Here is an 18883-nt window from a genome sequence, read left to right on the forward strand (position 1 = left end):
TGGCCGACGACCGCGCGCTCCTGGGGCGCACCAGCACCGCCGAACGCGTCTCCGACATCCTGAGAAGCCGCATCGCCGACGGCCCGGCTCACACCTGTACGAGCGGCTCCCGCGCGAACAGCGATCCCAGCGCCGGAGCGTTCACGCGCCGGTCCGCCAGACGCAGCGCCTCCCACACGGTGACCTGGGCGGCGGTGAGGACCGGCTTGCCGAGCTCCTCCTCCAGGGCGGGCAGGTGCGCGGCCGTGTGCAGGTCGGTGTCCGGGAGCAGCAGCGCCTCGGCGGACGGGTCGTCGGCCGACCGGGCCAGCGCGAACAGCTCCGCCTCGCCCCAGGCGCTCACCTCGGCGGCGGTGACGACGTCCGCGCCCGCGCCGCGGACCGCGACCACCTCCGCGCCCCCCGCCCGCAGGAAGTCCGCGAACAGTCCCGCCACGTCGTCCGGGTAGGTCGCCCCGACCGCGACCCGTCGTACCCCCACCTCGCGCAGCGCGTGCGCGAAGCCGAAGGAGGTCGAGGAGGCCGGTGTCCCGGCCGCCCGGGCGAGGGCGCGCACCTGGTCGCGGGCGCCCTCCCAGCCGAGGGCGAAGCTGCCGGCCGTACAGGCCCACACCACCGCCTCGGCCCCGGACAGCCGCAGCTCCTCGACGGCCGGCGCGAGCAGCTGCGGTGTGCCCATCGCCCGCAGCGCCTCCACCCTGTGCACGTCCTCGCCGGTCTCCGTGTGGACCACGTCCAGCCGGATGTCGCTGCCCAGGAGCTGTTCGATGCGCGGGTAGTCGTCCTCGGCGGAGTGGCCCGGGTGGAGGAATCCGAGTGCGGTCATGGCCAGCCTTCCTGCTGTTCTTCCGGCAGTACGGGCCGCTCGCGCGCCGCGATGTCCGCCGGCGCCCGATACGGCCCCACGGCTCGGGTACCCCGCCTGCGCGGCGCCGCCCACATCGTTACCTGGTTGGCCGACAGGACCGGCACACGTCCGCACCGCCGTCCGGGGGACGGCGGACGGCGGACGGGGACGGGCGGCGAGGAACGGAGGACGGGGACGGGGACGGGGGCGACGCGCCGGCAGGGGCCGTGCGCGGGCCGGCCGCCGCGCCGGCGGCCCGACGCGGGCGGGACCGACGCGGGCGGGACCGACCGGAAGGGTTCCTGCCGCGGCACCGGTCCGCCGGACAGGCCCCAGGCCGGGGACCCCGGCGGGCGCCTTGCTCACCGTGCGGAAGGGCGCGGCAACGGACCGGGCACGCGCCCGTGTTGACGCAGGTGGGTTCGAGTGCGAGCGTGGTCAATCCGCTCCTGCCGGACACCGGGCCGTGTTCGCAGGGCCCGTCCGCCCTGCGCCGCCTGGCACGCACGCCCTAGGCCACCGCGAAGAACGGCTGCCCATGACCGTACCCACGCTGCTCGTCCTCGACGCCGACCCCCCGCCCCGCCTGGGCCGCCTCACCGGCCGGGTCCGGATCGTGCACGCCGACGCGGACACGGTCGCCGAGCGGCTGCCGGAAGCCGACGTACTGCTCGTGTGGGACTTCGCCTCCACGGCGGTACGGGCCGCGTGGCCGGGTGAGGGGCCCCGGCCACGCTGGGTGCACACGGCGAGCGCGGGGGTGGACCATCTGCTGTGCCCGGAGCTCGTGGCCTCGGACACCGTGGTGACGAACGCGCGCGGCATCTTCGAGCAGCCCATCGCCGAGTACGTCGCCGCCCTCGTCCTGGCGATGGCCAAGGACCTGCCGCGCACCCTGGAGCTGCAGGGCCGTCGCGAGTGGCGTCACCGGGAGGGGCAGCGGCTGGCCGGCACCCGTGCGTGCGTCGTCGGCTCGGGCCCCATCGGCCGGGCGATCGTACGCACGCTGAAGGCGCTCGGGGTGACGACCGCGCTGGTCGGCCGGGTGCCGCGCACCGGCATCCACGGCCCCCAGGACCTGGACCGGCTGCTGGCCCGCGCCGACTGGGTGATCGCGGCGGCACCGCTGACGGAGCAGACGCGCGGCATGTTCGACACCCGCCGCTTCGGGGTCATGCAGCCGTCGGCCCGGTTCCTGAACGTCGGGCGCGGGGAGCTGGTCGTGCAGGACGCGCTCGCCCAGGCGCTCGCCAAGCGCTGGATCGCGGGCGCCGCGCTGGATGTATTCGAGGACGAACCCCTCGCCCCCGACAGCCCGTTGTGGCAGGTGCCCGGGCTGATCGTGTCCCCGCACATGAGCGGTGACACGGTCGGCTGGCGGGACGAGCTCGGCGCGCAGTTCGTCGAGCTGTACGAGCGCTGGGCGGTGGGCCGGAGCCTGCCGAACGTGGTCGACAAGCAGCGCGGGTACGTACCCGGACACTGAACCCGGCCCGGCGGGTGCGGGCCGGGCACCGGCCAGGGGCGCCTCGTTCGCGATCGGGACGGGTCCGTGTCGGCATAGGTCGCCGGGGCCCGGGTAGCAGCGCGGCCATGGCACCACCTATAGGAATCGGCGAGAAGAGACCTGGCCCCACCCGCAGAACGCTGCTCGCGGGGGTGGCGGCACTTGGCGCGCCGGCCGCGGCCGGTTGCAGTCGCGTGGCCACGGCGTCCACCACGAAGGGCGGTGATCTGCTCGACCGGCTCAGGGCGCAGGGCGTCGTACGGCTGGGCATCGCGGGCGAGATCCCCTTCGGCTACATCGGCAGGAACGGTGATCTGACCGGCGAGGCACCCGAGTTGGCGAAGGCCGTCTTCAAGCGGCTGGGCGTGGACCGGGTCCAGCCCGTGCCGACGGAGTTCGGCTCGCTCATACCCGGCCTGAACTCGCAGCAGTTCGACGTCGTGGCCGCCGGGATGTACGTGAACCCGGACCGCTGCGAACAGGTGATCTTCGCCGATCCGGACTACCGGATGCTCGACTCGTTCATCGTGCGCAAGGGCAACCCGATGGGTCTGCACACCTATCAGGACGTGGTCGCCAGGAAGGCGAGATTCGCGACCGGAACCGGTTACGCCGAGATCCAGTACGCGGTGGAGGCCGGCTACCGGGAGAGCGACATCCTCGTCGTGCCGGACCAGGTCGCCGGGCTGAACGCGGTCGAGGCCGGGCGCGCCGACGTGTTCGCCGGTACCGCGCTGACCACCCGCGAGGTGGTCAGGAAGTCGCGCAAGGCCGAGGCGACGAAGGGCTTCGCGCCGCTCGTCGGCGGCAAGCCGCACGTCGACGGGGGCGCCTTCGCGTTCCGGCCCGCCGAGACGAGGCTGCGGGACGCCTTCAACGTGGAGCTGCGCAAGCTCAAGAGGAGCGGGGAGCTGTTCCGCATCCTGCGGCCGTTCGGGTTCACCGAGGCCGAGATGACCGATCTGACCGCGAAGGAGCTGTGCGGCGGATGACCCCGGGACTCTGGGAACTCGTACTCAAGGGCGTGTGGACCACGGTCCAACTGCTGGTCTGCAGCACCCTGCTGGCCGCCGCCGTCTCCTTCGCCGTCGGGATCGCCCGCACCCACCGCCGGTGGATCGTCCGCTTCCTCGCGGGCCTGTACACCGAGGTGTTCCGCGGGACCTCGGCCCTGGTCATGATCTTCTGGGTGTTCTTCGTGCTGCCGATCGCCTTCGGCTGGCAGCTCGTGCCGATGTGGGCGGGCACGCTGGCGCTGGGGCTGACCTACGGGGCGTACGGCTCGGAGATCGTGCGCGGCGCGCTGAACGCCGTCGACCCGGCGCAGCCCGAGGGCGGCATCGCGCTCGGCTTCACGCCCTGGCAGCGGATGCGGCTGATCCTGCTGCCGCAGGCGGTGCCGGAGATGGTCCCGCCGTTCTGCAACCTGCTGATCGAGCTGCTCAAGGGCACGGCGCTGGTGTCCGTGATGGGCATGGGCGATCTGACGTTCAGCGCCAATCTGGTGCGGCTGGCGCTCCAGCAGAGCGCCGAGATCTACGCCTACGTGCTGCTGATCTACTTCGTGATCGCCTTCCTGCTCACCCGGCTCATGCGCGCCCTGGAACGGCGGCTGAAGGCCGGGGTCGGAGGTGGTGTCGCATGACCTGGGACTGGAACGCCGTGACGGACTTCCTGCCGCTGCTGCGGGAGGGTCTGGTGGTCACCCTGGAGGCGCTGGCCCTCGGCTCGCTGATCTCGTTCGCCCTGGGGCTGGTGTGGGCGCTGCTGATGCGGACGCCGACCCCCTGGGTGCGCTGGCCGGTCGGGGCGGTCACCGAGTTCGTCCGCGACACCCCGCTGCTGGTGCAGCTGTTCTTCCTCTTCTACGTGCTGCCCGAGTGGGGCCTGGCCCTGTCCGCGCTGACCACCGGTGTGCTGGGCATCGGCCTGCACTACTCGACGTACACGATGCAGGTCTACCGGGCCGGCATCGAGGCGGTGCCGGCCGGTCAGTGGGAGGCGGCGACGGCGCTGAGCCTGCCGCCCGGCCGGACCTGGCGGGCGGTGATCCTCCCGCAGGCGATCCGGCGGGTCGTGCCGGCCCTCGGCAACTACGTCATCGCCATGCTCAAGGACACACCGATGCTGATGGTGATCACCGTGCTGGAGATGCTCGGTGAGGCCCGGCTCTTCTCCCAGCAGAACTTCCGCTTCACCGAGCCCCTCACGGTGATCGGTGCGGCCTTCATCCTCATCTCCTATCTGGCCTCCCTTCTCCTGCGAGCCCTGGAGCGACGCCTTGTCCGCTGACACCTCCCTGACGAGCGATCCCGACACCCACGCCAATCCGCCGGTGGACGGCAGCGAACTGATCCGCTTCGAGCAGGTCACCAAGCGCTTCGGCGACAACACCGTGCTCGACCGGCTGGATTTCTCCGTCGACTCCGGCAGGCACGTGACGCTGATCGGGCCGTCCGGATCCGGCAAGACGACGATCCTGCGGCTGCTGATGACGCTGACCCGGCCCGACGAGGGCACGATCACGGTGGCCGGGGAGCGGCTGCACCCGGCCGGGGAGAAGCAGACCCGCGAGGTCCGCAAGAAGATCGGGATGGTGTTCCAGCAGTTCAACCTCTTCCCGAACATGAGCGTGCTCAGGAACCTCACCGAGGCGCCCGTGACCGTCCTCGGGCTGTCCCGGGACGAGGCGGAGGCCCGCGCCCGCGAGCTGCTCGACCTGGTGGGCCTGGCCGACAAGTGCGACGTGCGCCCGACCCGGCTGTCCGGCGGGCAGCAGCAGCGGGTGGCGATCGCCCGCGCCCTGGCGATGCGGCCGCAGGTGCTGCTGCTCGACGAGGTGACCTCGGCGCTCGACCCGGAGCTGGTGGCGGGCGTCCTCGACCTGCTCCGGGACATCGCCCGCAGCACGGACATCACGATGCTGTGCGTGACCCACGAGATGAACTTCGCCCGGGACATCTCCGACCAGGTGCTGATGTTCGACGCGGGCCGTGTCGTCGAGTCCGGGCCGCCGGAGAAGCTCTTCGGCGACCCCGATCACGCGCGCACCCGGGAGTTCCTCGGCGCGGTGCTGTGACCTCGGTTACCGACCAGGAAAGTTTTGGCGTGCAATTACAGGACGCACACAAGTCATCACCCCAGGTCTCGTCGGGGTGACATGACTTGGGCATATGCCAGAGAGCCAGCGCCCCAGTTGAGAGGGCCGCATTCTCGCCAACAACCCCTTCCGGGAGGCTTCTTGCCGGTTATCGTGGAGAGGATCCGCTGTCCGGATCACGGCCCAGGAAGCGACCGGGGGGATTCACCGTGGCGCTCAAGCAAGAGCCGACCGCGCCGTACCACTCGGCTCAGGACGCCCTGCGCGTCCTGGAGACGGTGGCGCGGCACTCCAGCGGTGTGACCGACATTCTGCTCGCCCGCGAGACCGGCCTGGGGCCGGAGCGACTGCCCGCGCTGCTGCGCATGCTGCGCCGCGAGGGCTATGTCGAGCAGGTCGGCGACGGCGCGTACGTCACCGGACACGCCCTCGCCCGCCTGGGCTCCAGCCACGACCGCGAACAGGCCCTGCGCGAGAAGCTCCAGCACACCCTCGACCGACTGCGCGACTCCGTCGGCGCCGCCGTCTACATCAGCCGGTACGTCGACGGAGAGGTCAGGGTGACCCAGTACGCCGACAGCCCCGCGACCCCGGCGGTCAACGAGTGGGTCGACTTCCGCTTCTCCGCGCACGCCACCGCGGTCGGCAAGAGCCTTCTCGGCCAACTCGACCACAACGGCCGGCGCGACCATCTCGCCCGGCACAAGATGGCCCGCCTCACCTCGCGCACCATCACCAGCGACAAGCTGCTGCTCTCCCGGCTGGAGGCGCAGCCGCCCACGGTGCCGGTGCTCGACCTCCAGGAGTACGCGGTCGGCACGGTCTGCGCAGCCGTACCGATCACCGCCGGGTCCGCGGTGGGCTGCCTCGCCGTGTCCCTCCCGCTGGAGCACGCGCACCGGCTCCGCCAGGCTGCGGACGCGCTGAACCGGAACGCGGCGCCGGTCCTGCTGTCGCTGGCGATCTAGGACCTGTCCTGAGGCCTGTCGCCCCGGCCGGGCCGGGGCGACAGGCCGTGGTCACGAGCACCCCCGCGGACCAGGTAGTATTTTCTTCGTCGCCGGCCGCACAGAGCGGAAGGCGGGAGTCATGCGCCGCTAGCTCAGTTGGTTAGAGCAGCTGACTCTTAATCAGCGGGTCCGGGGTTCGAGTCCCTGGCGGCGCACAGAAGAGGGGCCCTTCGCGACAGCGGAGGGCCCCTCGGTCATGTGCTCCTCGGCCGGGAGCCCCTCGCCCACGAGCTCCTCGGCCATGAGTCCCTCCCGACCCCGTGCCCGGAACTCCGCCTCCAGTCCGGCCAGGTCCGCGGCGCCGAACCTGCGGTAGGCGCTCGCGCCGGGCGGCCGCCACCAGACCGGATCGGCACACCGGAGACCCTCCCGCCTGAGCCCCGCCCGGTGGACCTTGTTCGTGGCGGTCACCGGCATCCGCTCCACGACCCGCACGAACCGCGGCGCCATCTTCGTCCCCAGATCCGGCTGGGCCGCCAGGAACTCCACGAAACCGGCCGGGTCGAAGTCCCCCGCGAGGGTCGCCATCACCTGGTCCCCGGCCACCGGATCGGGCACCGCGTACACCGCGACGGCCGCCGCGCCCTCGTACCGGGCGAGGATGTTCTCGATCAGCGCGGCGGCGAGGTTCTCGCTGTCGACGCGCAGCCGGTCGTCGGCCCGCCCCGCGAAGTAGAGGAAGCCGTCCCGGTCCCGATAGAAGAGGTCGCCGGTCCAGTACCAGCCGTCCCGGCGCCGCTCGCGTTCCGCCTCGGGGTTGCGCCAGTAACCCTCGAACGGGTTCGGTCCGCGGTTGACCAGCTCGCCGATCGCCGCGTTCCCGTTGAGCAGCCGCCCGGCCGCGTCGAAGGCGGCGGGCGGGCACTCCGCGCGGGTGTGCGGGTCGAGAACGACGAGCTCGGCCCCGCGGGCCGGCCTGCCGACCGCTCCGGACGGCGTCCCCGGCGTCCACTGGACCGCGGCCCCGCCCTCCGAGGAGCCGTACCCCTCCACCAGCCGGACCCCGAACCGCCGCTCGAAGGCGGCCGCGTCCACCGCCCCCGCCTCCGTGCCGAAGCCCAGCCGCAGCGGGTTGTCCCGGTCGTCCGGGCGGGCCTCGGTTGCCAGCAGGTACTGCACCGCCCGCCCCACGTACGTGAAGTAGGTCGCCCGGTAACGCCGTACGTCCGGCAGGAACCGCGACGCCGAGAAACGGCGGCGCAGCGCCACCCCCGCCCCGGCGGCCAGCGCGGGCGCCCAGTCGGCGATCACCGCGTTGCCGTGGAACATCGGCATGCAGACGTAGTGCACGTCGTCCCGGCCCACCCCGAACTGCTCCACCAGCGAGCGGCCGGCGGCGGCCAGCCGGCCCTGGGAGCAGATCGCGGCCTTGGGCGCACCGGTCGAGCCGGAGGTGAAGCAGAGCAGGACACGGTCGGCCGGGGTGGCCCGGGAGGCGTCCGGCCGCGCGTCCGCGTAGGGGGCGAGCAGGTCGGCGTAGGCCTCGGTGTCGGTCACCAGCAGGCGCACGCCGGAGAGTTCGAGTCCGTCGAGGAGGGGCAGGTGGGCCCGCTCGGTGACGACGATCCGGCATTCGGTGTGCCGGATGTCACGGGCCAGCTCGGGCCCCCGGCGTGTGGGGTTGATGCCCGCGACGGCCGCCCCGGCCAGCGCGGCCGCGCCGAGCCACAGCGGGAACTCCGGGGTGTTGTCGAGCAGGACGCCCACATGCGGCTCGGCTCCCCTGGGCAGCAGCTCGGTCAGCAGCTGCGCCCGGGCCGCCGCCCCGGCCGCCGTCTCGTGGTGGGTCAGCTCCTGCTCCCCGCACCACAGCCCCGGCCGGTGGTCCCCCCACCGCTGCGCGACGAGTTCGGCGACCGTGACCCTCGCGTTCCGCGTGGACTTCATGGCCGTGCACGGTAATTGACGACTCGTCAGATAGCCACGGCTACGGCATGAGGTCATCGGCCGCGGAGAACATCAGGTGCGCGGTGACGATGAAGGTGACGCAGAAGGCGAGCGCCACGCCGAGGAACAGCATCAGGCATCCCGACTCGGCGAAGAGCCGGCCGTGCGCCGGCGGCTTGGCCGTGCCCTGCTCGGGGCGGTCGGCGGCGTAGTGGACGGTGACGATGTCACCCTCCAGGGTCGTGCCCGGTCCGCCCGCCTCCTCGAAGCGGACGGTGCGGCCGTCCCGGGTGGTGAACTCGTAGACGTGATGCAGGGTCGTCGACACACTGCTGTCGCCGCCGCCTCCGCTGGTGGTCGTGTACGTGCGCAGGCAGCGCGCCTCGGCGACGAGGCCACTGCCCCAGGCCCGGCTGACCCGCCGGGAACGCTTGACCACCGCGTACATGGCGCAGAGCAGCCCGACGATCATGATCGACGGGATGATGACGAAGAAGATCTCCACGGGCCCCCCGGCCTCCAGTGCGCCTACCCCCCGGTAGGCGTGCCAGGAACCTACCCCCGGGCGGCGGCCGACCGGCTCAAGGGAGGCTCAGAACTCACCGGGCGGGCGTCCGGCGACGGGTCCGCCCGGGGCGGACCCGTGTGCGCCGGGCACCGGTGACACCGGCGCGCACGGACCCTGCCCGTGGGGGGATCAGAAGGTGACGTCGGAGCAGGCGTAGAACGCGTTGGCCGTGTCCGCGATCGTCCACACCGCGACGATGACGTGGTGACCGCTCAGTCCGGACGGCAGCGTGCCGCTGTGGGAGAGCGTGGACGGCGGGCGCTGGCCGTTGTAGGGCACCGTCAGGAACGGTGTGGTGGTGAGGTCGGCGCGGGTCAGGTTGTGGTTCTGGTTCCAGCCCGCCTTGGTGACGTAGTACCGGAAGTCGGTGGTGGCGTGCATGGCGGTGAACTGCCAGCGGAAGGTGTAGCTCTGCCCGCCGGCCACCTTGGTGGTCGGCCAGGCTCCGCCCGAGGGGGTCTTCGGGCTGTCGAGCTGGGCGAACCGCGTGTTGTTGCCCGAGCAGATCTGGCCGTCGGCCGGACCCGCGGCCGGGAAGCCCTTGGGACCCTCGACGCTCTGCGGCTCCCACTGGATGTCGCCGCAGTTCGTGACGGTGCCGTTCTGGCAGAGCTTCTGCCTGCTGACGGGCAGGTCGGTGTAGCCGTGGCTGCTGGCGCCGCCGGCCGAGAGCACGAAGGCTCCGGTGGTGGCGAGGCCCAGCACGGCGGCGTACCACTTGGTCCGTGTGCGCATACTGCCGCTCCTGGAGAACGTGGGGAGGTTCACTGAGGCGTGCAGGTCTAGACCAAGTCTCAGATTATTGCCGTCAATTGAACATGTCCATACCAATCACGGGCTTGCTTCCCCCCGGCCCGCGCAGAACGCCACCGTCAGGTCCTTCACCAGTGCCTTGCGCTCGTAGTCGTCCAGTTCGACCAGTCCGCGCATGGTCAGCCGGGTCACCGTGTCCTCCACCGAGTCGAGGACCGAGGTGAGCACGCTCGCCCGCTGCCGGGCGTCCAGCGCGGCGATCCGGCGGCGCTGCATCACGGCGGCGACCTCCGGGGCGTACTCCACCCGCACCGGCCGCACCGAGAACACCTCCAGGCCGACCGCCTCCGCGTCCCGCGCCACCCGTCTGCCCAGCGCGTCGGCGGCCGCGTCCAGCGAACCCCGCGCCACGCCCGGCATCTCCACCGGCACCCGGGCCAGCGCCGCCTCCACGCACTCGCGCAGATACGTCTCGTGGTCCTCGACCCCGAGCATCGCCCGCGCGGTGTCCCGCACCCGCCACACCACCAGCACCAGGACCCGCAGCGCGACCCCGTTGCCGTCGGCCGCCTGCATCGGCTCGCTGCGCCAGTGCCGCAGCCGCACATCGACCCGGCGGCGCAGCAGCAGCGGGTTGACCCATGTCAGGCCGGTACGCCGGACGGTCCCCCGGTAGCGGCCGAACTGGTCGAGCACCCAGGCCTGTCCGGTCCGGCCCCGGGCGAGACCGCCGAACCCGAGCAGCCCGAGCGCCACGGTCCCGGCGTACGCCGCCCACTGCGCCGGGCCCAGTCCGGCACCCGTCGACGCGGGCAGCCACAGCGCCTGCGCGACCGGCACCGGCAGCGCACCCGCCCACCAGGAGACCGCCGCGCAGCCGGCCGTTCCACAGGCCCCGGCGAGCACGCCCAGCGCGCCGGGCAGCGCCCGCCCGCGGTGCTCCACCAGATCGGGGTCGACCTGCGGCAGCCCGGGCGCGGTCGCGAGCCCGGGCCGGCGCAGGCGCGGCTGCTCGTCGGCGCCCGGCCGGCGCCCCACCACCGCGGGCCCGACCGGTACGGACACCGGGTCCGGCTCGTCACGGAAGAGCAGATGGACGGGGATCTCGGTGGTCGTCTCGTTCTGGATCAGCCGGACGGGCCTGGACTGCCCCTCGGCCGGGCCCGGTCCGTCCGGCCCCTCCGCCGGTCCCGGCCCGTCGGATTCGGGCGTCTGTGACATGGTCGTACTGCTCATACGTGCCTCCGGCCTCTGCGCCAGATGCGTCGCATCGGTGGGCGGGTAGGGGGTCCGCGAGTGGTCGCCGGTGGGGCCGCGGGGGACGCCGGTGGGGCCGCGGACGACCGTCGGGCCGTCGGGCCGGGGGTCCGGTCCGCGGCCCGGCGGTCACGAGAAGATCCGGCGCCAGGTCTCGGGCCCGGGGTAGCCGTCCGCCGCGCCGCCCCGCCAGCCCTGGGCGCGCTGGAACGCCTCGACCGCCCGCCGGTCCGGCTCGCCCCAGCGCGGCCCCGGCCCGGTGGTGAAGTACTTGCCGAACCCCTTCTTCACCAACTGGCGGCCGAGCTGGGCGACGTACACGTTGTCCGCGCCCGGCCGGAACATGCCCCGGCCCGGGTAGGCCGGGATCTTCGCCGGATGCGCCCCGGCCGCGATGTCCCGGCCCGCACCGGTGGCCAGCAGCTCCCAGGTGCGCGGTCCTGGCCGCCCGTCCACGGCCGCGCCCGTCCAGCCCTGGGCGCGCTGGAACGCCTCGGTGGCCCTGCGGTCGGCGTCCGACCAGCGGGGGCCGGGGCCGGTGGCGTAGTAGGCGGCGGCGCCCCGGCTCACCAGTATCCGGCCGAGCTGGGCGACGTACTTGTTGTTCGCGCCGGGACCGAAGTACGCCGCTCCGGGGTACGGCGTCGCACCGGTGCCCGGCTGTCCGCCCGCCGTGATCAGTTTTCCGCCACTGCCGGCCGGCTTCGTGGCCGCCGCCTCCGACGCGAGCCCCTTGTAGCGGTAGGCGACGTATTTGTCGGAGTGACTCCAGTAGGCGTACGGGGTGCCCTGGCGGCGGGTGTGCGGAGGCGTCTGCTCATAGGCGGTGTAGTAGGTGTGCGTGTAGTCCGTCCAGCCGCCGAAGATGACGACGTGCGAGCCCTTCTGCGGGTCCTTCGTATTGTGGAAGAGCAGCATGTCGCCGGGCCGGACCGTGTCCTTCGTGACGCGTTCCCCGTACTGGCCCAGACTGCCCGTCCATTCGTTTCCGGGCAGGCTCCAGGCCATGGAGACAAAACCCGAGCAGTCCTGCCGGTAACCGTCGGACCAATAGGCGTTCATGCTGTACGGCACTTTCGCGTCGAGCCATTTCTTCGCCCGGTTGACGATCTCCGTACGGGTGGTCCTGGGCGTCTTGGGCCCGCCCGGCGTACCGGTCTGCCCGCGGCCGTGGCCGTGCAGCGGGGTCTTGCCGCCCTGCGGGGTGCCGGGCTCGTCACCTGCGGGGACGCCGGGCCGGGCGGGTCCGTGCGGGGCGGCGTGCGCGGGCGCCGCGGCCACCGCGCCGAGCGCCGCCGACGCGGCCGAGGCGGCGGCCACGGCCAGGACGCGGTGGACGGCCGGGGGGCCGACGGTGCGGGTGCGGGAGAAGGGCAGGAATCGGTGCCACAGGGCGCAGCCCGGGCAGTCGCAGTCGCTCGCGGGATCGAATTCCTCGAATACCGGAGTCCTCATGCGATTCCCCTCACACTCCAGGTGGACCTGTCCGCGTGTGTACACGTAGATCAGTTTCCCAACTGTCTTCCGGGTGCGCATGTTGACGGTCCGAACGATGTACAGCGGCCGGCCGGAGGGGGCCGAAGGGGCCGGGGAGCCGCGCGGGGGCGGCCGGGAGGCGGCCTGGAGGTGGTCGGAAGCACCTCCGGACGTCATGTAGAGTTAACGACGTCAGCAGGCGCCGCTAGCTCAGTTGGTTAGAGCAGCTGACTCTTAATCAGCGGGTCCGGGGTTCGAGTCCCTGGCGGCGCACAGACGGAAAAAGCCCCTCGCAGCAGCGAGGGGCTTTTTCGTTGTTTGGCCGGATACCCTCTCGCCATGGCAGCCCGAGACCTCCAGGAGCGGATCAAGAAGCTCATCATCGACCGCCGGCTGCCCTCCGGGGCCCCGCTGCCGACCGAGCCCGAGCTGATGGAGTTCCTCGGCGCGAGCCGGAACTCGGTGCGCGAGGCGCTCAAGGCGCTCCAGGCGATGGGCATCGTCGAGATCCGGCACGGGTTCGGCACCTATGTGGGCCCCATGTCCCTCGCCCCCATGATCGAGGGCCTCGCCTTCCGCACGGTCGCCGGGCACTACCGGGGCGAGGACAGCCTGCTGGAGCTGCTGGAGCTGCGCGAGGCGGTGGAGACCGGTCTGGTCTCCCGGCTCGCGGGCCGCATCCCCGAGTCCGGCCTGGCCGAGCTGGACGCACTCGTGGACCGGATGGAGCAGGAGGCCGAGCGGGGGGCCGGGCTCGCCGAGACCGACCGGGCCTTCCACGCCGCCCTCTACCGGGGGCTGGGAAACCCGCTGCTGCGCGAGGTGCTGGAGGCGTTCTGGGACGCCTTCCACCGGGTCCGCACCGATCTGGCGGACGTCCCGCAGGACCCGCTGGTCACCTGCCGCCAGCACCGGGACATCGTGCGCGCGGTGCGCTCGGGTGACGCGATTCGAGCAGAAGCGGCCATAAGAGATCACTTCGGAAACATTCGCACCCGACTGTCCACAACTGATCCACAACTCCCCCACAGCTGCCACAATGAGCGCGTATGACCGGTAAACAGAGCGTTTCGCGTCTTGCGATCAGGCCGGACGCCGTAGAACCCTGTTTCCCAAGATGCTGTCGTTTGACGGCACTTGGGGGGTAAGAAGCCGGTTGCCGTTGATGCGGGTGGAGGGAACCCGTTCACGGGGGTGTGTCCAGGGGGGCGCCCCGCAACCGGGAGTGCGCAGTTTCGTGTCCATGGGTTGTACGGCGACTGCGCCTCGCCACTGAAACACCTGTGCGGCCGAGGGGGGCCATGGCAGGTGTCAGAAACCGACAGACACGCCCTGACCAGCGTGTTGTGGGGGGAAGACTCATGACGTCCATGCCGACGGGTGCCCGGCACGATCCCGACCCGTCCGAGACGGTCCAGCTGAGAGTGCCCGCGCATTCGACCGGACAGTTACGCCGAGCCAGAAGGGCACTGCCGAGATTCGACTACGAGCACTACAGCCGGCTGGCGGGCCCGCTGACCCAGCCCGACCCGGCCAGGCCGTACCGGGTGGAGTACCGCTCACTGCTCTCGCAGGAGCCGCACCGGATCCGGGCCGCCCTGATGCTGGGCGCCGCACCCGTGCTGTCCCTGGTCCTGCTGGGCTGGCTGCTGCGGCCGGAGCACTGGACCTCGCGTGACCACCCCGCCTCCTCCTGGCTGCCGGCGCTCGACGTCGTCATGCTCGTCTCGATCGGCCTGATCGAGTTCTTCCGCTGCATGAACGTACTGTCGAACGCGCACGCCACCCTGGTCGCCCGCGACCCGGTCCCGGTCGTACCCGAGACCGGCACCCGAGTCGCGTTCCTGACCTCCTTCGTGCCCGGCAAGGAACCGCTGGAGATGGTGACCCGGACCCTGGAGGCCGCCGTCCGGCTGCGCCACCGGGGGCTGCTGCACGTATGGCTGCTCGACGAGGGCGACGACCCCGGGGTCAAGGCGGTCTGCGCCCGGCTCGGCGTGCACCACTTCTCCCGCAAGGGCGTCGAGAGGTGGAACCGGCCCAAGGGCCCGCACCGCGCGAAGACCAAGCACGGCAACTACAACGCCTGGCTGGAGGCGCACGGCGACGCGTACGACTACTTCGCCTCCGTCGACACCGACCACGTACCACTGCCCAACTACCTGGAGCGGATGCTCGGCTTCTTCCGCGACCCGGACGTCGGCTTCGTCATCGGCCCGCAGGTCTACGGCAACTACGACACGTTCGTCACCAAGGCCGCCGAGTCCCAGCAGTTCCTCTTCCACGCGCTGATCCAGCGCGCCGGCAACTTCTACGGCGCCCCGATGTTCGTCGGCACCTCCAACGCCGTACGCATCAGGACGCTGAAGCAGATCGGCGGCCTGTACGACTCGATCACCGAGGACATGGCGACCGGGTTCGAGATCCACCGGCACCGCAACCCGGACACGGGCCACAAGTGGCGCTCCGTCTACACGCCCGACGTGCTCGCGGTCGGCGAGGGGCCGAACGCCTGGACGGACTTCTTCACCCAGCAGCTGCGCTGGTCCCGGGGCACCTACGAGACCATCCTCAAGCAGTACTGGAAGGGCTTCTTCTCGCTGCCGCCGGGCAAGCTCTTCAACTACACGATGATGATCATCTTCTACCCGATGTCGGCTCTGAACTGGATCCTCGCGGCGCTGAGCTGCGCGCTGTTCCTGGGCCTGGGCGCCTCGGGCGTGGACATCGACCCGACCGTGTGGCTGATGCTCTACGGCAACGCCTCCGCGCTCCAGATCGGCCTGTACGTCTGGAACCGGCGGCACAACGTCTCCCCGCACGAGCCGGAGGGCTCGGGCGGTGTGGCCGGCATGGTGATGTCGGCGCTGTCCGCGCCGGTCTACGCCCGCTCGCTGATGGACACGGTGCTGCGCCGCAGGAGCAGGTTCGTGGTGACGCCTAAGGGCGACTCGGCCAGTCCTGACACCCTGTTCGGGACCTTCCGTATCCATCTGTTCTTCATCGTGGTCTTCGCCGGGTCGATCACCGCCGGCTTCGCACAGGGGCACTCCCACCCCGCGATGGTGGTCTGGGCCTCGCTCGCCCTGCTGATCACCGCGTCGCCGATCCTCGCCTGGCGGTACACGCTGCGGCAGGCCCGGAAGCGGGCCGCCCAAGCCACCCCGGAACCGCAGGACGCGGTCCCGCCGCAGTTCACCACGGCCGGCCCGCACCCGGCACCCGGCCCGCACGGCCCGGTGCCCCGGCCCGGCCTGGCCGCGTCGGGCGGGAGCGGCGACCAGACCATGCGGATAGCCCTGGGCGGACCGGGAGGTCGTGAGGAATGAGCGAGCGAGCCGGACGGCGGCGCGCACGGCGACTCGCGGTGGGTACGGCGGTGGTCCTCGCACTGGCCGGGATGAACGGCCCGTGGATGTACCGCTTCGGGACCGAGAAGTACCACGAGTACGCGATCGACAGACCGCAGTACAAGGCCGAGAACGGCCACTGGCAGATCGTGCAGTTCCCCGAGAAGTACCGCCAGGACACCATCCACGCCGTCCTGCTGCACACCGGCAAGGTCCTGCTCGTGGCGGGATCGGGCAACAACCAGGACAACTTCGACGCCAAGAAGTTCGACAGCCGTATCTGGGACCCGGTCAAGGGCACGATCAAGAAGGTGCCCACGCCGAACGACCTGTTCTGCACCGGCCACACCCAGCTCGCCGACGGCAGCATCCTGATCGCGGGCGGCACCAAGCGGTACGAGAAGCTGAAGGGTGACGTCACCAAGGCCGGCGGCCTGATGATCGTCCACAACGAGAACCCCGACCGGCCGGTCACCCTGCCCGCGGGCACCCGGTTCACCGGCAAGGAGAACGGCAGGACCTTCGTCTCCAAGGACCCGGTGCTCGTACCGCGCGCCAAGAAGGTGTTCGACCCGGCGACCGGCCGGTTCCTGCACAACGACCCCGGCCTTGGCCGCATCTACGTCGAGGCGCAGAAGTCCGGCTCGGCGTACCAGACCGGCACCCAGGACAACTATGCGATCCAGGGCCTGACCGGGGTCGACGCCCGCAACACGTACGGCATCGCGCAGAAGCTCGCGCTCGACAAGAAGGACTTCCAGGGGATCCGGGACGCCTACGAGTTCGACCCGGTCGCCGAGAGGTACATCAAGGTCGACCCGATGAACGAGGCCCGCTGGTACCCGACGCTCACCACCCTCAGCGACGGGAAGGTCCTCAGCGTCTCCGGCCTCGACGACATCGGCCAGCTGGTCCCGGGCAAGAACGAGATCTTCGACCCCGCGACCGGGAAGTGGACCTACACCTCCACGATCCGCCAGTTCCCCACGTATCCGGCGCTGTTCCTGATGCAGAACGGCAAGATCTTCTACTCGGGCTCCAACGCGGGCTACGGACCCGACAACGTCGGCCGGGACCCGGGCGTCTGGGACGTGGCCACCAACCGGTTCACCAAGCTGCCCGGACTGAGCGACCCCGACCGGATGGAGACGTCGGGCACGGTGCTGCTGCCGCCCGCGCAGGACGAGCGGTACATGGTGATCGGCGGTGGCGGGGTCGGCGAGTCCGAGCTGGCCAGCAACCGGACCCGGATCATCGGCCTGAAGGACGCCCACCCGGCGTTCAGGGACGGGCCGGCCCTGGAGAAGGGCACCCGCTACCCGCAGTCCTCGGTGCTGCCCGACGACACCGTGCTGGTGTCGGGCGGCTCGCAGGACTACCGGGGGCGCGGCGACTCCGACATCCTCCAGGCCCGGATCTACCACCCGGACACCAACGCCTTCGACCGGGTGGCCGACCCGCTGGTGGGCCGCAACTACCACTCGGGCTCGCTCCTGCTGCCCGACGGGCGGGTGATGTTCTTCGGCTCGGACCCGCTGTACGGCGACAAGGACGACACCAAGCCGGGCACGTTCGAGCAGCGCATCGAGATCTACACACCGCCCTACCTCTACCGGGACGCACGGCCGTCGCTGTCCGGGGGCCCGCGGACGATCGCGCGCGGCACCACGGGCACGTTCACCTCACGGCACGCCGCCGCGATCAGGAAGGTGCGGCTGATCCGGCCGAGCGCCTCGACCCACGTCACGGACGTCGACCAGCGGTCGGTCGCGCTGGACTTCACGACCTCCGGCGACCGGATCACGGTGACCGTGCCGAAGAGCCGCAACCTCGTGCCGTCGGGCTGGTACATGCTGTTCGTGGACGACGACCGGGGCACGCCCAGCAAGGCCCAGTGGGTGAAGGTGCCCTAGCCGGCGGGCCGGCGGTTCCGGGCCGGCGGTGTCAGTGGGTGGCCCGTGCCAGGTCCAGTGCGTACTTCGGCCACCACTGGCCCGCCTTGGGGCCGCCCTTGCACTCGCCGTCCGACTCGCCCGGCCGTTTGACCCACAGGTAGGCGTCGGCCAGCGCGTCCGCCGTCCTGGTCGTCGGCGGTGCACCCAGCGCGCGGCCGGGCGGGTTGCACCAGCGCTCGTCCGGATCGCCCTGTGTGTAGGGCCCGTTGCCGTTGCGGCTGGTGTCGACGACGAAGTGCTTGCCGCCGACCTTCGCCGAGAGGTCCCTGCCGTAGGCGAGGGAGTCCTTCGTGGAGTAGAAGTTGGAGACGTTCACCGCGAAACCGTCGGCCTTGTCGACGCCCGCCCGCCGCAGCGCGTCCGCCACCTGGTCGGGGTGGCCCCAGCCCGCGTTGCCCGCGTCGAGGTAGACCTCCGTGTTCTTCAGGGACTTGAGCCTGTCGACGGCGCCTCGCAGGAGGTCGTAGCGCTCCGCGTGGAAGTCCTCCGGGGTGCAGCCGTCCACCAGGTGCAGCAGGGCGTCCGGTTCCAGGACCACCGTGCTGGGACGGTCCCCGATGCCCCGGGCCACGCCGTCGATCCAGGACCGGTAGGTGTCGCCGTCGCCGGCGCCGCCCTGCGAGTACTGGCCGCAGTCGCGGTGCGGGATGTCGTAGAGGACCAATAACGCGGTGCGGCCCACTCGTTCGGCGGCCTCGGTGAAGCCCCGGGCCTCCTGCTCCGGGTTCTCCGGGCCGATCCACTCACCGGTCGGCTGCTCGGCGATCTTGCGGATCTGCCCGGCCTCGTCCGTGCGACCGGCCTTGGCGTAGGACGCCAGCTGCCGTGCCGCGTTCCCGTCCGGGTTCACCCAGAACGGGTCGGTGCGCTCGGGCTGTTGAGTGACCCCGGCGCTCGCCGCGCCGCCCGGCTCGCCGTCGTCCCCGCCGCCCGACGAGCATCCCGCGACGGCCAGCGCCGCCCCCAGCGCCACCATGCAGATCCCGCCCCGGACCGAAGACCGCTCCCCCCACGTGCGATACATCCAACTCCCCCTAGAGTGCACTGTTCTGCGCAGTTCCTCCCGGCGCCAATCCTGACATACGACCCCGTACGCCCACGGGATCGCCCGAATTTGTCGGGAAGTTGTCGACAGCTCCAAGGCCTCGACGCGGCACGCCCCCGGGTCACCTG

16 protein-coding genes, 2 tRNA genes and 1 pseudogene are annotated in these 18883 nt (G+C 71.5%); 11 read left to right on the plus strand and 8 right to left on the minus strand.

Annotated elements, in window-relative coordinates:
• Nucleotides 1–88: 88 nt before the first annotated feature.
• Both ABT085_RS01235 and ABT085_RS01240 read right to left on the minus strand, forming a co-directional pair.
• Nucleotides 89–826, minus strand: a complete 738-nt coding sequence (locus ABT085_RS01235; protein WP_351600254.1) for a maleate cis-trans isomerase family protein — start codon at nt 824–826, stop codon at nt 89–91.
• Nucleotides 823–975, minus strand: a pseudogene (locus tag ABT085_RS01240) (maleate cis-trans isomerase family protein); the annotation flags it as partial. The gene ABT085_RS01235 and the pseudogene ABT085_RS01240, both read right to left, overlap by 4 nt.
• Before the next feature lie 410 nt (nt 976–1385).
• On the opposite strand from ABT085_RS01240, the gene ABT085_RS01245 reads away from it, so the two are divergent.
• The 7 genes from ABT085_RS01245 (at nt 1386) to ABT085_RS01275 (ending at nt 6619) form a co-directional block, all read left to right on the plus strand.
• Complete coding sequence (locus ABT085_RS01245) at nt 1386–2333, plus strand: D-2-hydroxyacid dehydrogenase (RefSeq protein WP_351600256.1); 948 nt, start codon at nt 1386–1388, stop codon at nt 2331–2333.
• A gap of 107 nt (nt 2334–2440) precedes the next feature.
• A complete protein-coding gene (ehuB, locus tag ABT085_RS01250) occupies nt 2441–3346 on the plus strand; it encodes an ectoine/hydroxyectoine ABC transporter substrate-binding protein EhuB (RefSeq protein ID WP_351600258.1) in 906 nt (301 codons plus the stop codon).
• Nucleotides 3343–3999 carry an ectoine/hydroxyectoine ABC transporter permease subunit EhuC gene (ehuC, locus tag ABT085_RS01255; protein WP_351600260.1) on the plus strand — a complete coding sequence of 219 codons (657 nt, stop codon included), beginning with the start codon at nt 3343–3345 and terminating at the stop codon, nt 3997–3999. Before ehuB ends, ehuC begins: the two co-directional genes overlap by 4 nt.
• Nucleotides 3996–4646: an ectoine/hydroxyectoine ABC transporter permease subunit EhuD gene (gene ehuD / locus ABT085_RS01260; protein ID WP_351600267.1), complete on the plus strand. Its 651-nt coding sequence runs from the start codon at nt 3996–3998 to the stop codon at nt 4644–4646. The genes ehuC and ehuD overlap by 4 nt, the downstream gene beginning before the upstream one ends.
• Entirely contained in the window at nt 4636–5433 is a 798-nt protein-coding gene (locus ABT085_RS01265) for an amino acid ABC transporter ATP-binding protein (RefSeq protein WP_351600269.1), read from the plus strand. The genes ehuD and ABT085_RS01265 overlap by 11 nt, the downstream gene beginning before the upstream one ends.
• 230 nt (nt 5434–5663) lie before the next feature.
• Nucleotides 5664–6422, plus strand: a complete 759-nt coding sequence (locus ABT085_RS01270) for an IclR family transcriptional regulator (protein ID WP_351600271.1) — start codon at nt 5664–5666, stop codon at nt 6420–6422.
• 123 nt (nt 6423–6545) lie between these two features.
• Nucleotides 6546–6619: transfer RNA gene (locus tag ABT085_RS01275), tRNA-Lys, on the plus strand.
• On the opposite strand, the gene ABT085_RS01280 is transcribed toward ABT085_RS01275, so the two are convergent.
• The 5 genes from ABT085_RS01280 to ABT085_RS01300 all read right to left on the minus strand — a co-directional run bounded on the left by ABT085_RS01280 (nt 6585) and on the right by ABT085_RS01300 (nt 12384).
• On the minus strand, nt 6585–8351 hold the full coding sequence (locus tag ABT085_RS01280; RefSeq protein WP_351600273.1) for an AMP-binding protein: 1767 nt from the start codon (nt 8349–8351) through the stop codon (nt 6585–6587). The genes ABT085_RS01275 and ABT085_RS01280 overlap by 35 nt on opposite strands.
• Before the next feature lie 40 nt (nt 8352–8391).
• Nucleotides 8392–8856, minus strand: coding sequence for a DUF3592 domain-containing protein (locus ABT085_RS01285; protein ID WP_351600275.1), 465 nt, complete (start codon nt 8854–8856; stop codon nt 8392–8394).
• Nucleotides 8857–9048: 192 nt separating this feature from the next.
• Complete coding sequence (locus ABT085_RS01290) at nt 9049–9654, minus strand: lytic polysaccharide monooxygenase auxiliary activity family 9 protein (RefSeq protein WP_351600277.1); 606 nt, start codon at nt 9652–9654, stop codon at nt 9049–9051.
• Nucleotides 9655–9750: 96 nt separating this feature from the next.
• Entirely contained in the window at nt 9751–10908 is a 1158-nt protein-coding gene (locus ABT085_RS01295) for an SPFH domain-containing protein (protein ID WP_351600279.1), read from the minus strand.
• A gap of 150 nt (nt 10909–11058) precedes the next feature.
• Nucleotides 11059–12384, minus strand: coding sequence for a peptidoglycan-binding protein (locus ABT085_RS01300; protein WP_351600281.1), 1326 nt, complete (start codon nt 12382–12384; stop codon nt 11059–11061).
• A gap of 220 nt (nt 12385–12604) precedes the next feature.
• On the opposite strand from ABT085_RS01300, the gene ABT085_RS01305 reads away from it, so the two are divergent.
• From ABT085_RS01305 to glxA, 4 genes are all read left to right on the plus strand, one after another.
• Nucleotides 12605–12678: transfer RNA gene (locus ABT085_RS01305), tRNA-Lys, on the plus strand.
• 66 nt (nt 12679–12744) lie between these two features.
• Nucleotides 12745–13458 carry a FadR/GntR family transcriptional regulator gene (locus ABT085_RS01310; RefSeq protein WP_351600282.1) on the plus strand — a complete coding sequence of 238 codons (714 nt, stop codon included), beginning with the start codon at nt 12745–12747 and terminating at the stop codon, nt 13456–13458.
• Nucleotides 13459–13766: 308 nt separating this feature from the next.
• Complete coding sequence (locus ABT085_RS01315; protein WP_351600284.1) at nt 13767–15734, plus strand: glycosyltransferase family 2 protein; 1968 nt, start codon at nt 13767–13769, stop codon at nt 15732–15734.
• Complete coding sequence (gene glxA, locus ABT085_RS01320; protein ID WP_351600286.1) at nt 15731–17668, plus strand: radical copper oxidase GlxA; 1938 nt, start codon at nt 15731–15733, stop codon at nt 17666–17668. The genes ABT085_RS01315 and glxA overlap by 4 nt, the downstream gene beginning before the upstream one ends.
• Before the next feature lie 31 nt (nt 17669–17699).
• Here glxA and ABT085_RS01325 read toward each other — a convergent pair whose 3' ends face one another.
• Nucleotides 17700–18734 carry a glycoside hydrolase family 6 protein gene (locus ABT085_RS01325; RefSeq protein WP_351600288.1) on the minus strand — a complete coding sequence of 345 codons (1035 nt, stop codon included), beginning with the start codon at nt 18732–18734 and terminating at the stop codon, nt 17700–17702.
• Between the last annotated feature and the right edge of the window lie 149 nt (nt 18735–18883).

This window comes from Streptomyces sp. NPDC002265, assembly GCF_040296125.1.
Taxonomy (GTDB): domain Bacteria; phylum Actinomycetota; class Actinomycetes; order Streptomycetales; family Streptomycetaceae; genus Streptomyces.

Coding starts and splice junctions, on each gene's coding strand:
- glxA (WP_351600286.1), top strand. CDS start 15,731: ATGAGCGAGCGAGCCGGACGGCGGCGCGCACGGCGACTCGCGGTGGGT.
- ABT085_RS01280 (WP_351600273.1), bottom strand. CDS start 8,351: ATGAAGTCCACGCGGAACGCGAGGGTCACGGTCGCCGAACTCGTCGCG.
- ABT085_RS01245 (WP_351600256.1), top strand. CDS start 1,386: ATGACCGTACCCACGCTGCTCGTCCTCGACGCCGACCCCCCGCCCCGC.
- ABT085_RS01300 (WP_351600281.1), bottom strand. CDS start 12,384: ATGAGGACTCCGGTATTCGAGGAATTCGATCCCGCGAGCGACTGCGAC.
- ehuD (WP_351600267.1), top strand. CDS start 3,996: ATGACCTGGGACTGGAACGCCGTGACGGACTTCCTGCCGCTGCTGCGG.
- ehuB (WP_351600258.1), top strand. CDS start 2,441: ATGGCACCACCTATAGGAATCGGCGAGAAGAGACCTGGCCCCACCCGC.
- ABT085_RS01235 (WP_351600254.1), bottom strand. CDS start 826: ATGACCGCACTCGGATTCCTCCACCCGGGCCACTCCGCCGAGGACGAC.
- ABT085_RS01295 (WP_351600279.1), bottom strand. CDS start 10,908: ATGAGCAGTACGACCATGTCACAGACGCCCGAATCCGACGGGCCGGGA.
- ABT085_RS01290 (WP_351600277.1), bottom strand. CDS start 9,654: ATGCGCACACGGACCAAGTGGTACGCCGCCGTGCTGGGCCTCGCCACC.
- ABT085_RS01310 (WP_351600282.1), top strand. CDS start 12,745: ATGGCAGCCCGAGACCTCCAGGAGCGGATCAAGAAGCTCATCATCGAC.
- ehuC (WP_351600260.1), top strand. CDS start 3,343: ATGACCCCGGGACTCTGGGAACTCGTACTCAAGGGCGTGTGGACCACG.
- ABT085_RS01315 (WP_351600284.1), top strand. CDS start 13,767: ATGACGTCCATGCCGACGGGTGCCCGGCACGATCCCGACCCGTCCGAG.
- ABT085_RS01325 (WP_351600288.1), bottom strand. CDS start 18,734: ATGTATCGCACGTGGGGGGAGCGGTCTTCGGTCCGGGGCGGGATCTGC.